Annotated in this window: 18 protein-coding genes; 13 read left to right on the top strand and 5 right to left on the bottom strand. The window is 70.8% G+C overall.

Going from position 1 to position 18,916, the window contains the following annotated elements; translation table 11 throughout:
* From ABJI51_RS06105 to ABJI51_RS06060, 10 genes are read left to right on the top strand one after another with little or no spacing between them, the layout of a single operon-like run.
* Positions 1 to 852 (top strand): MlaE family ABC transporter permease, encoded by an 852-nt coding sequence (locus ABJI51_RS06105; protein ID WP_348948121.1) that lies wholly within the window; start codon positions 1 to 3, stop codon positions 850 to 852.
* On the top strand, positions 849 to 2,123 hold the full coding sequence (locus ABJI51_RS06100) for an MCE family protein (RefSeq protein ID WP_348948119.1): 1,275 nt from the start codon (positions 849 to 851) through the stop codon (positions 2,121 to 2,123). The genes ABJI51_RS06105 and ABJI51_RS06100 overlap by 4 nt, the downstream gene beginning before the upstream one ends.
* Positions 2,120 to 3,127, top strand: a complete 1,008-nt coding sequence (locus ABJI51_RS06095) for an MCE family protein (RefSeq protein WP_348948117.1) — start codon at positions 2,120 to 2,122, stop codon at positions 3,125 to 3,127. The genes ABJI51_RS06100 and ABJI51_RS06095 overlap by 4 nt, the downstream gene beginning before the upstream one ends.
* Complete coding sequence (locus ABJI51_RS06090; RefSeq protein ID WP_348948115.1) at positions 3,124 to 4,116, top strand: MCE family protein; 993 nt, start codon at positions 3,124 to 3,126, stop codon at positions 4,114 to 4,116. Before ABJI51_RS06095 ends, ABJI51_RS06090 begins: the two co-directional genes overlap by 4 nt.
* A complete protein-coding gene (locus tag ABJI51_RS06085; RefSeq protein WP_348948113.1) occupies positions 4,113 to 5,120 on the top strand; it encodes an MCE family protein in 1,008 nt (335 codons plus the stop codon). Before ABJI51_RS06090 ends, ABJI51_RS06085 begins: the two co-directional genes overlap by 4 nt.
* A complete protein-coding gene (locus ABJI51_RS06080; RefSeq protein ID WP_348948111.1) occupies positions 5,117 to 6,208 on the top strand; it encodes an MCE family protein in 1,092 nt (363 codons plus the stop codon). The genes ABJI51_RS06085 and ABJI51_RS06080 overlap by 4 nt, the downstream gene beginning before the upstream one ends.
* On the top strand, positions 6,208 to 7,410 hold the full coding sequence (locus ABJI51_RS06075) for an MCE family protein (RefSeq protein WP_348948109.1): 1,203 nt from the start codon (positions 6,208 to 6,210) through the stop codon (positions 7,408 to 7,410). The genes ABJI51_RS06080 and ABJI51_RS06075 overlap by 1 nt, the downstream gene beginning before the upstream one ends.
* Positions 7,395 to 7,910, top strand: coding sequence for a hypothetical protein (locus ABJI51_RS06070; RefSeq protein ID WP_431605578.1), 516 nt, complete (start codon positions 7,395 to 7,397; stop codon positions 7,908 to 7,910). Before ABJI51_RS06075 ends, ABJI51_RS06070 begins: the two co-directional genes overlap by 16 nt.
* Positions 7,907 to 8,527, top strand: coding sequence for a hypothetical protein (locus ABJI51_RS06065; protein WP_348948107.1), 621 nt, complete (start codon positions 7,907 to 7,909; stop codon positions 8,525 to 8,527). The genes ABJI51_RS06070 and ABJI51_RS06065 overlap by 4 nt, the downstream gene beginning before the upstream one ends.
* Positions 8,528 to 8,568: 41 nt before the next feature.
* Complete coding sequence (locus ABJI51_RS06060) at positions 8,569 to 9,237, top strand: hypothetical protein (protein WP_431605577.1); 669 nt, start codon at positions 8,569 to 8,571, stop codon at positions 9,235 to 9,237.
* Positions 9,238 to 9,290: 53 nt separating this feature from the next.
* On the opposite strand, the gene ABJI51_RS06055 is transcribed toward ABJI51_RS06060, so the two are convergent.
* Complete coding sequence (locus ABJI51_RS06055) at positions 9,291 to 10,238, bottom strand: RCC1 domain-containing protein (protein ID WP_348948105.1); 948 nt, start codon at positions 10,236 to 10,238, stop codon at positions 9,291 to 9,293.
* A 359-nt stretch (positions 10,239 to 10,597) separates the two neighbouring features.
* Between ABJI51_RS06055 and ABJI51_RS06050 the strand changes: the two genes are divergently transcribed.
* Positions 10,598 to 11,221, top strand: coding sequence for a DUF6801 domain-containing protein (locus ABJI51_RS06050; RefSeq protein WP_348948103.1), 624 nt, complete (start codon positions 10,598 to 10,600; stop codon positions 11,219 to 11,221).
* Positions 11,222 to 11,308: 87 nt separating this feature from the next.
* A complete protein-coding gene (locus ABJI51_RS06045; protein ID WP_348948101.1) occupies positions 11,309 to 12,736 on the top strand; it encodes a DUF6801 domain-containing protein in 1,428 nt (475 codons plus the stop codon).
* A 4-nt stretch (positions 12,737 to 12,740) separates the two neighbouring features.
* Here ABJI51_RS06045 and ABJI51_RS06040 read toward each other — a convergent pair whose 3' ends face one another.
* The 4 genes from ABJI51_RS06040 to ABJI51_RS06025 are packed head-to-tail and all read right to left on the bottom strand — an operon-like array spanning position 12,741 to position 17,627.
* Positions 12,741 to 14,615 carry a hypothetical protein gene (locus tag ABJI51_RS06040; RefSeq protein ID WP_348948099.1) on the bottom strand — a complete coding sequence of 625 codons (1,875 nt, stop codon included), beginning with the start codon at positions 14,613 to 14,615 and terminating at the stop codon, positions 12,741 to 12,743.
* The gene (locus ABJI51_RS06035; protein ID WP_348948098.1) at positions 14,612 to 15,526 is read right to left on the bottom strand and encodes a polyprenyl synthetase family protein; all 915 of its coding nucleotides are present in this window, start codon (positions 15,524 to 15,526) and stop codon (positions 14,612 to 14,614) included. Before ABJI51_RS06035 ends, ABJI51_RS06040 begins: the two co-directional genes overlap by 4 nt.
* Positions 15,523 to 17,013: a chymotrypsin family serine protease gene (locus tag ABJI51_RS06030; RefSeq protein ID WP_348948096.1), complete on the bottom strand. Its 1,491-nt coding sequence runs from the start codon at positions 17,011 to 17,013 to the stop codon at positions 15,523 to 15,525. The genes ABJI51_RS06035 and ABJI51_RS06030 overlap by 4 nt, the downstream gene beginning before the upstream one ends.
* Positions 17,014 to 17,021: 8 nt before the next feature.
* A complete protein-coding gene (locus ABJI51_RS06025) occupies positions 17,022 to 17,627 on the bottom strand; it encodes a hypothetical protein (RefSeq protein ID WP_348948095.1) in 606 nt (201 codons plus the stop codon).
* A 173-nt stretch (positions 17,628 to 17,800) separates the two neighbouring features.
* Between ABJI51_RS06025 and ABJI51_RS06020 the strand changes: the two genes are divergently transcribed.
* Positions 17,801 to 18,877, top strand: coding sequence for a hypothetical protein (locus ABJI51_RS06020; protein ID WP_348948093.1), 1,077 nt, complete (start codon positions 17,801 to 17,803; stop codon positions 18,875 to 18,877).
* Positions 18,878 to 18,916 lie beyond the last annotated feature (39 nt).

The raw sequence follows: 18,916 nt of genomic DNA, 5'->3' as shown, positions 1-18,916 counted from the left end.
GTGACCACCGCGGACCTCCCGAGAACAGCCCGCGTGCGCGAGGCCGTCGACCGCCGGTTCGGCTTCCTCGACACCCTCGGCGACCAGATCCTGTTCTTCCTCCGCGCGATCGCGTGGACTCCCCGCGCGGTCCACCGCTACCTGCGCGAAATCGTGCGCCTGCTGGCCGAAGTCAGCTTCGGCAGCGGGGCGCTGGCCGTCATCGGCGGCACGATCGGCGTGATGATCGGGATGACCGTGGCCACCGGCACGGTCGTCGGCCTGCAGGGCTACTCGGCGCTCAACCAGGTCGGGACGTCGGCGTTCGCCGGGTTCGTCTCGGCCTACTTCAACACCCGCGAGATCGCGCCCCTGGTCAGCGGGCTCGCGCTGAGCGCCACGGTCGGCTGCGGCTTCACCGCGCAGCTCGGCGCGATGCGCATCTCCGAGGAGATCGACGCGCTGGAGGTCATGGGCATCCCCAGCGTCCCGTACCTGGTGACGACGCGGGTGATCGCCGGTTTCCTGGCCGTCATCCCGCTGTACGCGATCGGGCTGCTGTCGAGCTACCTCGCCTCGCGGCAGGTCACGGTGTGGTTCTTCGGCCAGTCCGCGGGCACCTACGACCACTACTTCCTGCTGTTCCTGCCGCCCGGCGACGTGCTGTGGTCGTTCGGGAAGGTCCTGGTGTTCAGCGTCGTGGTGGTCCTGGCCCACTGCTACTACGGCTTCCGCGCGAGCGGCGGCCCGGCCGGGGTCGGCGTCGCGGTGGGCCGCGCGGTGCGCACCGCGATCGTCGCGATCAGCGTGCTCGACTTCTTCCTGTCCCTGGCGATCTGGGGTGCGACGACGACCGTGCAGGTGGCCGGATGAGACGCGAAACCCGCCGCAAGGCCGGGATCCGCGCCGCGGGCGTGCTGTTCCTGGTGGTCATGGGCGTGCTCGTGACGCTCTCGATCAAGGTGTACGACAAGGACTTCGTCAGCACGGTCCCGGTGACGCTCAAGGCGAGCCGGATCGGCAACCAGCTGCAGCCCGGCGGCCAGGTCAAGGCCCGCGGCGTGCTCGTCGGCGAGATCCGCGCCGTCCGCGCGACACCGCAGGGCGCCGAGATAGCGCTTGCCCTGGAACCGGCCAAAGCAGACATGCTGCCGCGCAACGTCTCCGCGCTGCTGGTCCCGAAGACGCTGTTCGGCGAGCGGTACGTCCAGCTGTCCATTCCGGACGGTGCCGGGGCGCCGCACCTGACCGCGGGCGACGTCATCGAGCAGGACCGGTCGGCGAACGCGGTCGAGCTGGAACGGGTCTTCGACAACCTCCTGCCGGTGCTGCAGGCCGTCCAGCCGCAGAAGCTGGCGACGACGCTGACCGCGGTGTCGACGGCACTGCAGGGCCGCGGCGAGCAGATCGGCCAGACCCTGTCGACCGCCTCGGACTACCTGACCGGCTTCAATCCCCAGCTGCCGGAGTTCACCAAGGACGTCCAGGACCTCGCGGCGGTTTCCCGGCTGTACGGCGACATCGCGCCCGACCTGCTCGACGCGCTCACCGACTCGGCCGTCACGCTGACCACGCTGCACGACAAGGCCCCGAACCTCGCGACGGTCTACCAGCAGGTCCGCGCGTCTTCGGGCGAAGTCCGGCAGTTCCTCGACCGCAACAAGGACAACATCATCGGCCTGTCCGCCGAAAGCCGCGAAGCACTCGAGGTTGCGGCGCGGTACTCCCCCAGCTTCCCCTGCACCCTCAAGGCGATGGACGCGCTGCGCAAGCCGGTCGACGAAGCACTCGGCAAGGGCACCAGCCAGCCGGGCATGCACGCCAAGGTGACGGTCACCCAGTCCCGCGGCAAGTACGTGCCCGGCAAGGACGATCCGGTGTACCGGGCCGACGGTGGCCCGCGCTGTTACCCCAGCGGCGTCACCCCGACGACCGGCACCGCCGCGGCCGCTCCCGGCGAGCCGCAGCACCCGCTGCTTGCCGGCACGCGCGACGACCTCGGCGTCGCGAACTCGCCGCAGGAACGGGAACTGCTCGCCACGGTGCTCGCGCCCCAGCTGGGCGTGCCCGCCGGCGAAGTCGCGGACTGGAGCAGCGTGCTGGTCGGCCCGCTCTACCGCGGCACGGAGGTGACGCTGAAGTGAGGAACATCGCCGCCCCGCTGGTCAAGAGCCTGATCTTCGTCCTCGTCACCGCGGCCGCCACCGTGCTGCTGGCGGTGTCCATCGCCAACACCGGCATCGGCCGGACCGACCTCTACGGTGCGACCTTCACCGATGCGACGTCGCTGAACGTCGGCGACGACGTGCGGATCTCCGGGGTCCGCGTCGGGCAGGTCGAGGAGCTGGAGATCGCCGGGCACAGCCTGGCGCACGTGCGGTTCTCCCTGGAGGCCGGACGGCAGCTGCCCGCCGACGTCCGCGCGGTCATCAAGTACCGCAACATGGTCGGGCAGCGGTACGTCGCGCTGGAACGCGGTGCCGGGAACCGGGGCACCCTCCCGGCAGGCGGCGAGATCCCGCTGGAGCGCACCACGCCCGCCCTGGACCTGACCGACCTGTTCAACGGCTTCAAGCCGCTGTTCCAGGCGTTGTCGCCCACCGACGTCAACCAGCTCTCCGGCGAGATCGTGCAGGTGCTGCAGGGCGAGGGCGGCACCGTCGAGGAGCTGCTCGCGCACACCGGCTCGCTGACCTCGACGCTGGCGAGCCGCGACCACCTGATCGGCGAGGTCATCACCAACCTCAACCACGTGCTCGGCACGGTGAACAGCAAGGGAACCGCACTGACCACGCTGATTTCGACGCTGCGGGAGCTGGTTTCCGGCCTCGCCGCCGACCGCGAGGCGATCGGCGACGCGATCGGCGGCATCGGCGAGCTGTCCACCGCCACCGCGGGCCTGCTCGGCGACGCGCGGCCGCCGCTGAAGGACAGCATCAGCGGGCTCGACGCCGTCACGAAGAACCTGTCCGGCCCGGACACCGTCCGCGACCTGGAACAGACGCTGACCAACCTGCCGGAGAAGCTCAACGGCCTCGGCCGGATCAGCTCCTACGGGTCGTGGATGAACTTCTACGTCTGCAGCGCCACCCTGCAGACCCTGCCCCCGCGCGGGACCCCGGTGACGGCCAAGAGGTGCGGCTCGTGAAGTCCTTCAAGGAACGCAATCCGCTCGCGCTCGGCGTCGCGGGCAGCGTCGTCCTCGCCGCGCTGCTGACCGTGACGTTCAACTACGACAACCTGCCGATCGTCGGCGGCGGCACCACCTACCGCGCGGAGTTCTCCGAAGCGGCCGGGCTGCAGCCCGACGACGAGGTCCGCGTCGCGGGCATCAAGGTCGGCGAGGTCCGCGACGTCGAGCTGGCCGACGACCACGTGCTCGTCACCTTCCGCGTCAAGAACGCCTGGGTCGGCGACCGCACGTCGGCGGAGATCCGGATCAAGACGCTGCTGGGCCGCAAGTTCCTCGCGCTGCGGCCGACCGGCGACGGCGTGCAGGACCCGGACCAGGCGATCCCGCGTGCCCGGACGGTGACCCCGTACGACGTCACCGAGGCGTTCAACGGCCTTGCGACCACCGCGGGCTCGATCGACACGAAACAGCTGGCCGACAGCTTCACCGCGATCAGCGACACCTTCCGCAACGCCCCGGCCCACGTGCGGACCGCGCTCGACGGGCTGTCCGCGCTGTCGAAGACGGTGTCCTCCCGCGACGAGCAGCTCGCCGGCCTGCTGGCCAACGCCAAGCAGCTCACCACGACGCTGGCGAACTCCAACCAGGACTTCGAGCAGCTGCTCTCCGACGGCAACCTGCTGCTGGGCGAGCTGGACCGGCGCCGCCAGGCCATCCACGACCTGCTGACCGGCGCGCAGGCGCTGGCCGGGCAGCTGTCCGGGCTGGTCGCGGACAACGCGAGCGCGCTCAAGCCTGCCTTGAGCCAGCTGAACACCGTGACCGACCTGCTGACCCGGCAGAACGACAACCTGGCGAAGAGCCTGGCCGCCGCCGGGCCGTACTTCCGCCTGGCCAACAACGCGATCGGCAACGGCCGCTGGCTCGACTCCTACCTGTGCGGCCTGCTGCCGGAGAACCGTGACCCGTGTGTGCCGCCGAAGCGGACGGGAGCCCCGAAGTGAACGCCACCCGCACCTACCGGTTCCTCGCCGCGGCGGTCGTCACGGCGCTCGCCGTCGTCGCCGCGCTGTGGTGGCTGTTCTCCGGGACCGGCCTCGACCGCGCCACCGTGCTGTTCTCCCGCGCGGTCGGCGTCTACAGCGGCTCCGACGTCCGGCTGCTCGGCGTCCGGATCGGCCAGGTCGAATCGGTGGTCCCGCGCGGCGAGCAGGTCGAGGTGACGCTGACCTACGACGGCTCCGCGCCGATCGCCGCCGACACCGACGTCGTCGTCATCGCCCCCAGCGTCGTCGCCGACCGGTACGTCCAGTTCTCGAAGCCGGCGCGCGGCGGGCCACGGCTGGCGAACCACGCGACCATCGGCGTCGACCGGACCGCGACCCCGGTCGAGCTGGACGAGCTGTACGCCAGCCTGGACTCGATCACGAAGGCGCTGGGCCCGGACGGGGCGAACAAGAACGGTGCCCTGTCGGACCTGCTCACCACCGGCGCGAACAACCTGCGGGGCAACGGAACCGCGTTCAACGACACCGTGCGGCAGCTCGCGGAACTGGCCAGGACCCTGTCGGGCAACTCCGGCGACCTGTTCGCCACCGTCCGGGAACTGCAGCGGTTCACCAGCATGCTGGCCGCCAACGACGGCCAGGTGAACGAGGTCAACCGGCAGCTCGCGTCGGTGTCCGGCACCCTGGCGGCCAACCGCGACGAGCTGGCCTCGGCGCTGCGCTCGCTCGGCGCCGCGCTCGGCGACATCCAGGGGTTCCTCAAGGACAACCGCGCGCTCATCAAGTCCAATGTGGACAAGCTGGCGGTCACCACGCAGACGCTCGTCGACCAGCGTGCGTCCCTGGCCGAGTACCTCGAAACCGCGCCGCTGGCGGCGACCAACCTCATCCAGACGGTCGACCCCGCGACCGGGGCACTGCAGACCCGCACCGACCTGATCGACTACCTGCCGCTGCCGGTGACCGGGGACGTCTACACGAACGAGGCAGGCGGCAAATGAAACCACTGCGACGCGTCACCGCCCTGGCCGCAGGCTGCTGCCTCGTGCTGACCGCCTGCTCGGGCGAGTTCAAGGGCGTCTACGACCTGCCGCTGCCTGGCGGCGCGGACGTCGGCGACCACCCGTACCACGTCACCGTGCAGTTCGCCGACGTCCTCGACCTCGTGCCGCAGGCCGCGGTCAAGGTCGGCGACGTCCCGGTCGGGCGGGTCCAGGCCATCCGCCTCGGCGCGGACGGCTGGACCGCCGAAGCCGTCGTCGAGGTCAACGGCGACGTCGTGCTCCCCGCCGACGCCGTCGCGCGGCTGCGGCAGTCCAGCCTGCTGGGCGAGAAGTTCGTCGAACTCGCCGCGCCGGAAGGACAGGCCAAGCAGACGGCGCGGCTGGCCGACAACGCCGTGATCCCGGTGTCCCGCACCAACCGCAACCCGGAGGTCGAGGAGGTCTTCGGCGCGCTTTCGCTGCTGCTCAACGGCGGCGGCATCGGGCAGCTGCAGACGATCAACCAGGAACTGAGCAAGGTGATGACCGGCAACGAGGCCCAGATCCGCTCGTTCCTCTCCGGCGTGCAGACCCTCGCCACCGACCTCGACGCTCACCGCCAGGACATCACCGCGGCGCTGGAGGGCGTCAACCGGCTGGCGGCCACGCTCGCCGACCGTGACAAGCAGGTGTCCGGGGCGCTCACCGACCTGACCCCGGGCCTGCGCACGCTGACCGACCAGCGCAGCCAGCTGGTGGCGATGCTGCAGTCGCTCGACGACCTCTCCGGCGTCGCCACCGAGGTCGTCCACAAGAGCAAGGACGACCTGGTCGCCGACCTGTACGCGCTGGCGCCGATCCTGCAGCGGCTGGCCGACGCCGGTGCGTCGCTGCCGAACGCGCTGGAGATCCTGCCGTCCTTCCCCTACACCGACGCGGTGCTCCCGGCGATCAAGGGCGACTACCTCAACGTCTACCTGTCGGTCATTCCGGCCCCGGGCGTGCCGCTGCCGAACTACGGCGAAGGCGTCCCGCCCGGCGTGCCGACCCTGCCGCCCCTGCCGCTCCCGGCCACCGGCGAGGCCACGACGCCGGGAGGGCGCTGATGCTCACCACCAGAGTCCGCGTGCAGGTCATCGCGTTCGTGGTGATCTCGCTTGTCACGGTCGCGTTCGTCGGCGCCAGCTACGCCGGGATCGGACGGCTCTTCGGCGACGGCGGGTACACCGTCAAGCTGGAGCTGGCCGAAGGCGGCGGCATCTTCACCAACGGCGAGGTGACCTACCGCGGCGTCGCCGTCGGGCGGATCGGGGAACTGCGGCTGACGCCGACCGGGATGGAGGCGGACCTCGTCATCGACGACGCGGCCCCGCCGATCCCGGCGAACGCGCAGGCCGTGGTGGCCAACCGGTCCGCGGTCGGCGAGCAGTACGTCGACCTGCAGCCTCGCACCTCCGACGGGCCGTTCCTGGCCGCCGGCTCGGTCATCCCGCGCGAGAAGACGACGCTGCCGATGCCGGTGCAGCGGCTGCTCGGCAACCTCGACGCGCTGACCGCGTCGGTGCCGACCACCGACCTGCGCACCGTCGTCGACGAGCTGGACAACGCCCTGCGCGGCACCGGCCCGGACCTGCAGGTGCTGCTGGACACCACGACGTCGTTCACCCGCGACGCGTCGGTGAACCTGCCGCAGACGACGAAACTGATCGACGACGGCTCGACCGTGCTGCGCACCCAGCTGGACTCCTCGGCCGAGTGGCGCGCGTTCGCGGGCAACGCCAAGCTGTTCGCCGCGCAACTGTCCAGTGCGGACGGTGACCTGCGGCGGCTGATCGCGACCGCGCCGCCCGCCGCGTCCGAGCTGGGCACCCTGCTCAGGGAGACCGACCCCGGGCTGCCGATCCTGCTGGCGAACCTGCTCACCACCGCGCAGGTGGCCCAGGCCCGCACCGGCGACCTGGAGGAACTGCTGGTCGCGACGCCGAAGGCGGTCGCGGCGACGTCGACGGCCTTCGCCGGCGGCGACGGAAACCTGGCCATGGCGCTGACGTTCTACGACCCCGTCCCGTGCCGTGCCGGGTACGCGAGCACGCAGTACCGGCCCAGCACGGACGTCTCGCCGCTGCCGTTCAACACGGGGGTGTCGTGCACGCTGCCGAAGGGCGACCCGACGTCGGTGCGGGGCTCGCAGAACGTGCCGCACCCGCCGGTGCCGCCGCCGGTGGTGCCCGGTTCGGGCACCCCGCCCGCGTCGCCCGGCCTGACGGTGTCCCCGACCCTGGAGGAGATGCTGTGGCTGGGAAAGTGAAGTGGCCGCTGCGGGCCGCCGTGCTCGCGGTCGTCGTCACCGCCGCGTTCGCGGGCTGGTCGGGGTACTCCTGGTACCGCACCGCGCACAGCGAGGAGCTGACCTACGGCACGGCGCGCGACGAAGCGCTCGCCGCGGGCCGCGAGCTGGTCGCGCGGCTGTGCACCCTGGACTACCACCGGCTCGACGAGGGTCTCGGGCAGTGGCTCGACGCGTCGACCGGCCCGCTGCACGACCGGCTGGCCCGCACCGACGAGGCCACGAAGAAGACCCTCACCCAGGACGCGACGGTGTCCACGGGCAAGGTGCTGGACGCGGGCCTGAGCGAGCTGGACGAGCACGCGGGGACGGCGAAGCTGCTGGCGTCGGTGGAGATCACGGCGCAGAAGGCGGGGGTCGCGCCCTCGACCAAGCGCAACCGGTTCGCCGCGGGGCTGCAGCGGACGGATCGCGGCTGGAAGCTCAGCGCGCTCGACGAACTGCCAGTGGGGGCGCGATGAGTACCGCCGACGCACTCGTTCCCGCGGAGGCGGCATCGGACTCCGACGCCTTGACCGAGTCCTCGTCGGAACCCGGCACCGCCGACACTGCCGATGCCGCCAAGACCCCGCGGCGGCGCCGGTTGCTGCTGCCCGTACTGGTCGCCGTCTCGGTGCTGCTGGCGGCGGCGGGAGTGGTGGGCACGCTGGCGGCGCGGTCGGCGGCCGGTGACCCGGCCGCCGCCAACCACGCCCTCACCGACGTCGGGGCCACCGCCGACGTGACCTCGGCGGTGACGCTGGCGCTGAACAAGATCTTCTCCTACTCCTACGACAAGACCGACGTCACCGGACAGGCCGCCCAGGACGTCCTGCGCGGTGACGCCCGCACCACCTACGACCGGCTGTTCGCCCAGGTGAAGGAAAAAGCGCCGGCCCAGAAACTGGTGCTGACCACGCGGGTGACGTCGTCCGCGGTGCAGGAAATCCGCGACGGCCACGCCAGGCTGCTGGTGTTCCTCGACCAGTTCGCCACCCGCGCGGACACCAATTCGAGCAGTTCCGCTGCCGCGCAGCTTTCGGTGACGGCGGAACGCGAGGGCAATACCTGGAAAATCACCGGTCTGACACCCCGCTGACCCGGTTTCCGCACCGCTGCACAATTCGAAGGAGAGTTGGCATGCCTGTTTTGTCGCGCACTCGTAACAATGGCCGGAAAACGACCAGAGCGGCCGCGGTGGTCGCCGCGGCGGGGGTCGCCATGAGCCTGGCCGCCGCGGTGCCCGCGTCGGCCGACGTGGTCGAGATCCCGGTGGGCTACACGGTCACCGGCAGCACGGTGGTGAAGAAGACCGGCAGCACGATGAACCTCGGCCCCGGCACCCTCGACGGCGCCCTGATCATCGACGACCAGACCGGTTCGGTGGGCCTGCGCGCCAACCTGACGCTGCCGCCGTCCCAGGCGAACATCTCGCTGGCATCGGGCATCTTCAAGATCAAGGCCAAGGTCAAGATCACCCCGACCGGCCCGGCAACGGGCACCCTCGCCGACGGCACGCTGACCACGCACGCCCAGGCGAACATGGAGATCTACGACATCTGGGCGGGCCTGCTGGTCCCGGTGATCCCGCTGCCGACGGTGCCGGGCAGCTGCAAGGCGAGCAAGCCGCTCGACCTGGACCTGAGCGCCAAGGACGTCGACATCTTCGGCCCGAAGATCACGGTGACCGGCACGTACACCATCCCGGAGTTCAAGAACTGCTTCATCGCCGACCTGGCGCTGGGCGCCCTGGTCTCCGGGCCGGGCAACACGATCTCACTGGACCTGGCAGCCAAGACCGACGGCTGAGCAGGGTACGGAAAGTGGGGCTTCCCGGCTGGGAAGCCCCACTTTTCGCTGTGTCAGCAGGATGCGTTGGGATCAGCCTTGAGCGTGACCGTGAACCGGTCGCCTGCCGAGACGGCCAGGAACGGCCCGCAGAGACCCCAGCCGGCCGGATCGCTTTCGGACACGTCGTTGGAACCCCAGGTGACGTAGTCGCCATTGCTCTTGAGCGCGAAGTTGAACGTCCAGCCTGCCTCGATCGCGACGACGTCCGACAGCGCGGCTTCGGGAACCTCCGCCTGGTGGCTGTCGTTGCGGCCCCAGGCGATCACGCGGCCGTCCTTGAGAGCGAGGCTGTGCTGGTGACCTGCCGAGATCGCGGTGACCCCGGACTTCGCGTCGGCAGGGACGTCGATCTGGCCGTGGTCGTCGGAACCCCAGGCGAGCACTCCGCCGTCCTTGATCGCCAGGCTGTGGTCACCGCCGGCGGAAACGGCGGTGACGCCGGACGTGGCGGCCGCCGGCACGTCCGACCGCAGCCCCCAGCCGATCACGCGGCCACCCGCCTTGAGCGCGAGGTTGTGCATGGCGCTCGTGGAAATGGCGACGACGCCCGACTTCGCGTCGGCAGGGACGTCGGTCTGGCCGTACCAGTTGTTCCCCCAGGCCAGGACGCCGCCGTTCTTGAGCGCCAGCTCATGTGCCCAGCCGGCGGAGATCGCGCTGACGCCCGACGCCGCCGCCTCCGGTACCTCCGTCTGGCCGAAGTTGTTGTCACCCCACACCAGGACCCGGCCGTCCTTGAGGCCCATCGCGTCCATGCCGCCCATGGACACCGCGGTCACCCCGTCGGAAGCCTCCGGCGGCGGCCCCAGGATGTAGTTCGAGAAACCCCATTCCACGACACCGCCGGCGTCCTGGGGCGAGGCGGACGCGGCCGGTACGAGCGGGACGGCGGCCACCGCCACGGCCGCCAGCACGGCGGCCCGGCGGGGGGCGCTCCGGAAACGGAAGACTTCGGCCACGGGTATCTTCTTTCGCTGAATCGATTCCTGCGGTAACGGTGTACGCGCATCCAGATACTAACCCGGACAATGGCACGACGACAGTGGCCGAGTTCTTTGTCAAGCGACAACCAAGGGGCGGCCGCGAATACTCCGGCGTTGACAAAAACCGCAGCCGGAAGGACCACGGGACAAGCCGGTACGTCACACGCTTGTTGCGCAACCGACTGGCGAGTAACCTCATTTCCCACAGCCACCTCGCGAGGGTCAGGGCTGGACCACCGAAATACCGGGGGAATTCGCGGCACCGGCAGGTCCGCGGGGCGCGTGGGCAGCGCCCACCGAGCCGTCTACTGGATGATCGAAGGAGATTGACAGTCATGACCCGACTCAGGAACCTGTCCCTCAAGGCCGTCACCACCGCCGCCATCGTCAGCACGCTGGGCATGCTGACCGCGGGCGTCGCGGCGGCCGACACGACCTACAACGCCGCGGCCATCCACCGCTGCACGTTCCCCGGCATCCCGCAGCAGGACGTGGCGATCACCGCCTTCCTGACCGGCCCGGACTCCATCCCGGTCAACGGCACCGCCACCCCGACCAACGTCGGCGGCACCGCGACGATCTCCGCCGCGGTCCACTCGCTGCTGACCGCCGTCGGCTACGACGGCATCCGCGGCAAGGCGACCGTCCCGGTCACCGCGGCGCGCGGATCGGTGTCCGGCCCGGCGACCAACCTGAACATCCCGGAGACGATCTACCCGGCCGGTGGCCCGATCACGGTGAACATCAGCCAGGACAGCGGCTCGACGGTGCCGACCTACACCGCCCCGGCGACCGCCGGTTCGGACACGCTGTCGCTCGGCTCGCCGATCACCGCCGCGCTGCAGTTCCACAAGGCGTCCAACAACACCTGGGCGAACTGGAACATGAGCTGCACCCTGAAGACCACCAGCCCGGCGCAGAACAAGGCGTTCTCGCCCGACTTCGTCATCACCCCCTGATCACCGGGTGAAGCACTGCCGTAGGGATGGCCGGGGCCCCGGCCATCCCTACGGTTCGTTCCCCAGCGGCACGGACAGGAGCACGGCATGGCCACACGGCTGACCCGCCGGACGGCGACCCGCGGCGCGATCGCGCTGGCGTGCGCGGTGTCGGTCACCACCGGCGCGTTCACCGGTACCGGTTCGGCCGCGCCGGGCGAACCGGGCGACGCGGCGCCCGGACGGCACGAAACGTCCAAGACCCTGGTCACAACGTGCCCGTTCGCCGATCCCGTCGGCCCGCTGGAACTCGCCGTGAAGACGACCGCCTCCCTGCCCACCTCGATGACCGTGGGTCAGCCGTCGACCATCGACGGCCTGGCCGTGACGTTCTCCCTGCCGCGTGCCGCCGCTCAGCAGCTGCTCGGCACCGGCACCACGCTCGAAGGCGGGCTGACCTTCCAGCTGCTGCTCGAGCAGGGGAAGGTCAAGGACACCCTCGCCGTCCCGATGACCATCGCGGCCACCGGCTTGCCCGCCGAAGGCGATCTCCCGCTGGTGGCCACCGGAAGGCTTGCCGCGTTTTCGCCGTCCAAGGCCGGAGTGCTGCGGATGCGGGTGACGGCACCGAAACTCGCGCTCGGCCCCACGGGGGCGCCGAGGGACCAGCCTGCCGAGCAAGTGACCTGCACGGCAGGCAACGGCCAGGATCTTTCCTTCGGTTCGATCCCGGTGCTCGCGGCCGCCAAGGCACCGGCGGGCACGCCGGTCCCGGGCGAGAAGACCACCCCCGCTCCGCGGCCCACCGGCCCGCAGAAGCACTCCCTGCTGGCCGAAGAACCGCCACCGGACGAGACCACCACGCAGGTCTTGCCGTTGCAGCCGAACCAGGTCGACAACAAGACCACGATCGCCAAGACCGGCGCCGTGATCCGCAGTAAGCCCGCCGCGCTGGTCAACGGCGTCTGGTTCCGGATCGTGACCCCGGACGGTTTCCCCATCAGGAGCGAGGTCACCGGCGAGGTGGCGTTCGCGCCGGTGACGGTGTCTTATCTGGGCTACGGATTCCTGCCGATCAGCGCGACCGTCGAGTTCCTCCCGGTGGACTACCGGCACACGACCATGATCCGCTCGTTCGGAACGCTGTTCGAAGGAACCTTGCGCAACCACCTCGACGTCGTCTCCCGGCTGAGCGACGTCAAGGTCAACGGCGTTCCGCTGGACGCCGGCCCGGACTGTGTGTCCGAGACGCCGATACCGATCGACATGATCGGCGAGTACGACCCGTTCGCCGGCGGCCTGATCACCACCGACCCGGCGAACCCTGACCCGAAGTTCCGTGGCTTCACACTGCCCCCGTTCAAGAACTGTGGCGCCGCGGAAAAGCTGAGTTCCCTGTTCACCGGCCAGAACTCGGGCCCGGGCAACCAGGCCACGGCACGGCTCACGATCATCCCGCTCTGCCAGGAAGCCGACCACCGCGCCTGCCCACCGGTCGCGCCGATCCCCGCGGAGGTCTTCCGCAAGGGCCGCTGAGCGATCACTTCACCGGAGCGGCTACCCAAGCCCCCACGGCGCTCAACAAGCTGCGTGCGAACGGATCCGGGAGTCGACCGCACTCCTGCTCGAACTCCCCTGAGGTGTCTTGCGCGGCCTCCACGGCGACGCGAAGAGCGTGCGGTGGAAGCGAGCCGACCTCCAGACCCGGCGTGGCGAGCAACTCGGGAAGTGCCGAGATCCGCCCGTCGAACAGGTCGGTGAGCGTGGTGTCGAGCCGTGTCCGGTCGCCTCGCAGGGCCAACACGTCTTCGACGCGGAGGAACAGCCTGCCCAGCGTCGCGCCACAGGCCCGGAACGCCTCGGCGTCCGCGCCGCCGAGGGCCGCACCGATGCGCAGCGGGAACTCGAACAGCGAGGCAAAGACCGCTTCCGCGCCCACCCCCGTCGTCACGACGGCGGCCCGCAGCGAGGTCAGCTCACCCAGCCAGTCCGAAAAGGACCAGGCGAGTTCTGGCGCCGCCTCCGCGATCAGCCGCGATGCCTGGCCCAGCAGGTAGTCGCCGGCCAGCACGGTCGTCGCGGACTCCCAGTCCACGCCCCGGACCTCCTGCGGTGTGACCGCGGGACCGAGGAAGGCCAGTGTGCCGAAAGTGGCCAGTTCGATGGCGGCGGCGACAGACGCGTCCCCGCGCGCCGGGGCGTCCTCGCCGCCCACGAGGGCAGCGAAGAAGCCGATCGCGGGCCGCAGCAGCAGCTTCTCTTCCCGGTCGGCGGTGAACATCCTGGCCAGGAACGGCCAGTCGCTCCGGACGAGCGACAGGCAGACCTCGTCGCAGGCGGCGAGGAACGGCAGCAGCCGGACCCGGGTGGCGGGCGGCAGCTCCAGGGGTTCGGCCCCAGCGAGGGCTGACACGCCTTCGGGGAGCATCACGGCCCGACGTCCCTTCACGTAGAAGGGGTGCTCGCTGCCCGCGCCGGCGGCGAGCACGCGCCAGGCGAGGTGGTACCGGCGGGCCGCGTGCCGGGCGGTTTCGAAGTAGCCGACGAACGCCGATTCCAGTAGCCGCTCGTATTCCCGGCGCGCGGCGGCCGGATCGTCCCGTGCGGAAAGGATGGCCCGCGCGGCGAGCCGTCCGGATTGGACGGCGGCGCTCAGTCCCTCACCGGTGAACGGGTTGACCAGGCCCGCGGCGTCCCCAGCCCGCAGCCCGCCTGGACCGGCCGCCGAACCGGGACTGAAACCGCAGGACAGTGGCCCGGAAGCCACCAGGCCGTCCGGGACGCAGTCCCGCACCCGGGGGTCCAGTTCGGCCAGGGCTTCGACCGCCGCGGCCATCAGTTCTTCGGCGGCCACGGCACCCAAGGCGGACGCGCCGATCGTGCACCCGCCCGGCACCGGAGCGAGCCAGGCACAGCGGGGCTGCCCTCGCGGGTCGTCCGCGGGCGGGGCGAGCAGCCTGAGCACGACCCGGTCCCCGGCGACGGGTCCGGTGAACCTCCGCGCACAACTCACCCCGATGCCGTCCGGCTGTGGTTCACCGAGGTGCCCCGCACCGCCCGCCAGCACCACGTGCGGGGCGCCCGGCGCCGTGGACCGGTAGTCCGCACCACACCGGATGGCGTGTTCCCGCAGGGTTTCCCGGAGGACGGAACTGTCCACAACGGCGTATCCGGCGTCGGGAACGGCGTGCGAAGTGGTGGCGTCGAAGGCGATCGTCACCGGGCGGACCGGCCAGTCGTCGACGGCGACGCCGATCGAGCGCAGGATTTCCCGCGCCGGGCCGCTGAGCAGCACATCGTACCGGGGTCCGCGCTCCTCACGCCCGGCCAGCACGACGGGCATCCCGCCGCGGGCCAGCACGGCGGCGGCCACTGCACCGGCAGGCCCGCCTCCGACGACGACGGCGTGACTCAAGACCGGCTCGCTTCGAGCATGCGGGCGAGAGTGCGGCGCGCTTCCCCATCCGCAGTGCGGGCCAGCGCGGCCATCGCATGCCCGAAGTGGACACTGGCGAGGGTACGCGCGGCCCGCAGGCCCCCGTGCGCGGCGACCAGCTCACGCACCCGCGGAAGGTCACCACCCGAGAACGACGGCGCGAGCAGGAGCCGGCGCAGTTCTCCGGTGGAGTCCGCGCGCAAGGCGGCGAGCGTCGGTGCGCCGAACAGGCCGAGCAGGTGGTCGGTGCCCGCCGGCTTGTCGTCGCCTGCGGCTTCGAGGTCGAGGCAGTCGTCGAGGACCTGGAAGGCGATTCCCCACTCCACGCCGAACTCGGCGAGTGCGGCGACCGCCGAACTGTCCGCTCCGGCCTCCACGGCGCCGAGCAGGCAGCACAGCCGGAACAGCACGCCGGTCTTGTGCCGGACGAGATCCACGTAGTCCGGCAAGGACAGGCCGGTGTCGAAGCCACGCTCGACGTCGAGCAGCTCGCCGTGGGCCAGCTCGGCCACCGTCCTGCTCACCGCGGTGGCGACCCCCTCACCGAGGTCCGCGGCCTCGGTCCCAGCCGCCGACAAGCAGGCAAGCCCGGCCAGCACGGCCAGCTCCGGCCCGGCGGTCCGATGGGCGGCGGGTCCGCCCCGCCGGGTCGCCGCCCGGTCGATCACGTCGTCGTGCACCAGCGAGGCCAGGTGTACCAGTTCGACGACGGCGCCGAGCCGCGCCACACGCCCGGCGTCGGGTCGTCCGAACCCGGCGCAGGCGGTAAGCAGCCGTGACCTCAGCAGCTTGCCCGGCCGGTCGACGAGCCCGCCGACGGTGTCACGCAGGGACGCGGGCAGACCGCCGACGAGCCGGACGAGGTGGTACCGGACCGCATCGGCAGTCACCGGGAGGAGAATCCGTAGGTCTCTTCGACCTCGAGACCGGGGATCTCCCGCAGTGCCGCCACCACCCGCTGGTACACCGCCAGGTCGTTCATGTAGTCGAGCAGCTGGGCGCGCGTGCGGCCCACCGAAGGCGCGATGACGTCGTCGAAGATCACCCACAGTGCCTGCTTTTCCGGCAGGGTGACCAGTTCGGGCGACAGTCCGGCGAAGACCGCCCGCACGTCGTCCACGTTCTCCTGGCTCAGCTGCGCGGTCGAGGCGGGATCGCCGAGCAGGCCGATGACGAGCGCGCGGTACTTGTCGTAGTACCGCCGTGCCTCGGCCTTTTCCTCCGGGCTGACGGTCGCCACTTCGAGCCGGTTCACGGCGACGTCGAGATTCTGGTAGACGAGCCGGACGACCAGGTTACCGACGATGCTCTGGCCGAAGAACTCGTCACGGGCCTGGTCGACGTAGGCGTTGTCGTTCTCCAACGGCAGGTCGTACAGGGCCTGGGCCGCACCGAGCATCCGGCAGGCGATCGACGGCATCGGCGTGTAGGTCCGGCCGTTGCCGCCTTCGCACACGACCGCCCCGGAGTCGCCGACGAGTGAGAACCGCTGCGCGTAGATCAGGTCGGTGAAGTGGTAGCCGTCGACGAAAACGGTCGCGGTCGTGTCCAGCACGACGCTCGACGTGTAGCCGGAGCTGCGGCCGACCTTTTCGATCCGGCGGCCCTCGACCGCGGCCGCGGTCGAATCCGGGGTGAGCAGTTCGACGTCCAGCTGCGCCAGCACGGTGTCGATCTTGGTCATGAACGTGCCGCCGTGGGCGCTGGCGAGGAAAGCCAGCCCGATCACCGGATGTGTGGCGGAAATCGGCGCCATCAGGTTGCGGGCTACCGTCGAGCTGACACCGATGCCCGGCTCCAGCTGGGCGATGGCGGCGTCGGCGCTGTTCGCGACACCCTTGACGAGGGGAATGGCCCGTTTGAACCGGGCGATGGTGTTCCCGGCGTCAGCGCCGCCGTCGAGAGGGGCGGGCTGCACGATCGCCGCGCCCGGAGAGGTGGCGCCGAAGTTTGCCAGGACGTGGTTGGCCGAGAGCACGCAGATCGAGCCGTCGGTGCGGTCGCGGACCAGGCAGCCGAGGGTGCCCAGGGTCCCGTCGGCGAGGGAGCCGAGGCTGCCACCCTGTAGTGGGGGCCGGAACCGGTCCGTGATCGGCGACGGCGCGGCCGCCTTGGTGGCACCGGAGAACCGGAACTCCCCCGTCTCGACGACGTCCACGCCGTGCCCGTCGATCGTGGCCGGCAGCAGCCGGCTCCGGGAGACAAGGGCGGCGCGGCGCTTCTTGCGGACCAGGGCGATCACGACCGGCTCTCCGGTCAGTTCACCGTTGCTGGTGCGGAAGCCCTTGGCCACGCCGACGAGGTTCGGGTCGGCGAGGTACCCCTCGGCCAGGCGGGCTTTCGCCGCGTCGAGCGCCGCCACCGTTCGCGTGTCCATGCGCACGGTCAGCGCACCTCGATCGTCGCGACCGGAGGAGTCGGGTACGGCCTGTCAAGAGTGATCACGCTGGTGTAGGAATTGCTGGCGCCGCTGTCCTTGAACACTGTGATGGCACCCTTGGCACCGGACTCCGCCATGATCGTCATGGTTCCGGGATTGCGGACCGCGGGGAGCTGGGGTGACCCGGTCAGCGTGGCGTTACCGGTCAGTACGGTCTCGACGGCGACTGTCGGCATCGTGACGCGCGGAAAGACGATCGTGACCGGCACCCGTCCGGAGAGGCCACGAGCGTCGGTCACCAGGACCGTGCCGGTGACGGTCGCGGTCACCGAGCTGTATCCCGCGTTCCGCATGAGCAGCGGCAGGCTGCGGTCGCTGATCGCCTGCACGATGACCGGACCGAGCATCACGGACGTCCCGTAGCCGACGACCGCAGGGATTCCGGACACGACCCTGGTCCGGAAGGGCTGCGGGGTGATCCCCGGCGCGCTGGCGCGCCAGGCGATCTCCGTGAACTCGCCCGCGGCCGCGGCTCCCACCGGCACTGTCGCGCCCGCGGCGAGTACTGCCGCTCCCCGCAGCGCGGTCCGTCTTTTGAATGCGGGTTCCATCGTGACTCCCCCTCGGAATCGTCCTTTTCGGAGGCTAGCCACAAAATCCGCGGACGGACAAGGATATTTTCCGCTTTCATCGGATTGCGACAAAAAACCCACATGGGTCCGAACGGCCGATTGATCACCACTTCACCGTGCTGTTACGTTGACGTCGATGGGGGGAGGCGACGATGTCGCGGCTGGCTGTCCTGCTGAGCGGTACACTGGTGGTCACCACAATTGCCGGACTCTGCGAAATTCCCGGCGCTGCGGCGTCCACTTCGGACTATCCGGTGATCACTGCCGCCGCCGATCCCGCGGCCACGGCACGGAAGCTCGTCCGGCGGCTGGCCGGGAAGGATCCGCGGGCCGCCGTCCGCGCCGACGCGTGGGTGGCGTGGGCCGACGAGAGCGACGGTGCCGTCTTCGATTTTCTCGACCACGGGCTGGCCGAGGCGGAGCAACGGGCGGCGGAAACCGCGGCCGTCGACGCGGATTTCTGCCGCCGGATCCTGGCCACTTACACCGCGGCGTACGCACCCGAGGTCAACGCCGCCGCGCAACGGGCGCTGCTGGGCACCGATTCGGACCGCGAGTTGTTCGTAAGACAGGGGTTCGCGGCCGCCGAGCAGCGCGACCGGCTGGCCCGGGATGCGGACGGCCGTCAGCAGGCCGCCCTCGCCGAAGCGGACCGCCAGTACGTCCGCACACTGGCCACGCACGATCCGGGCGCGCAGGTGCGCGCGGCGGCCGCGTGGGCGACCCGGCCCGGCGCCACTGACGCGGACATCGTCGAGTTCTTCGCCTACGGCTGGGCGACCGGCGCGGAACTGGACCTGGAGGCACATCGGCTGCGCGACGCGGAACACGAGGCCCGCTGGCTGGCCACCGTCCGGCGGCTGCTGCTCGAGGCTCAGGCAGCGGAACAGGCCGCACTCGACGCCGCGGGGGAAGCCGCCGCCCAGCTCCGGGAGGCTGCCGCGCGGGCGTGGCAGCGGGTCGGCGAGCAGACTGCGGCGCCCCGCGTCGCGTGGGCGGACGCCGAGCGAGCCGCGCGCGAGCAGGCTGCGAACTGGGCCGCCGTAGCGGCGGCCGCGCGGGCAGCGACCGGACCGAACTGGCAGGCCGTGCGCGACGCGGCCGATCCCGTCCTGACCTCCTGGGCTGCCGAACAGGATTGGGCGGCCGGACAGGCCGTCTTCTGGAACGACCTGCTCGCCCGAGCCGTCGACGGCGAAACCCGGATGCGGAATCCGGTCGTCAGGTAAGCGCTTTCCCCTTTTTCGTCCGATCCGATCACGGAGGAC

Source organism: Amycolatopsis melonis (assembly GCF_040064235.1).
GTDB lineage: Bacteria > Actinomycetota > Actinomycetes > Mycobacteriales > Pseudonocardiaceae > Amycolatopsis > Amycolatopsis melonis.
This window is presented reverse-complemented; position numbering and strand designations above follow the sequence as displayed.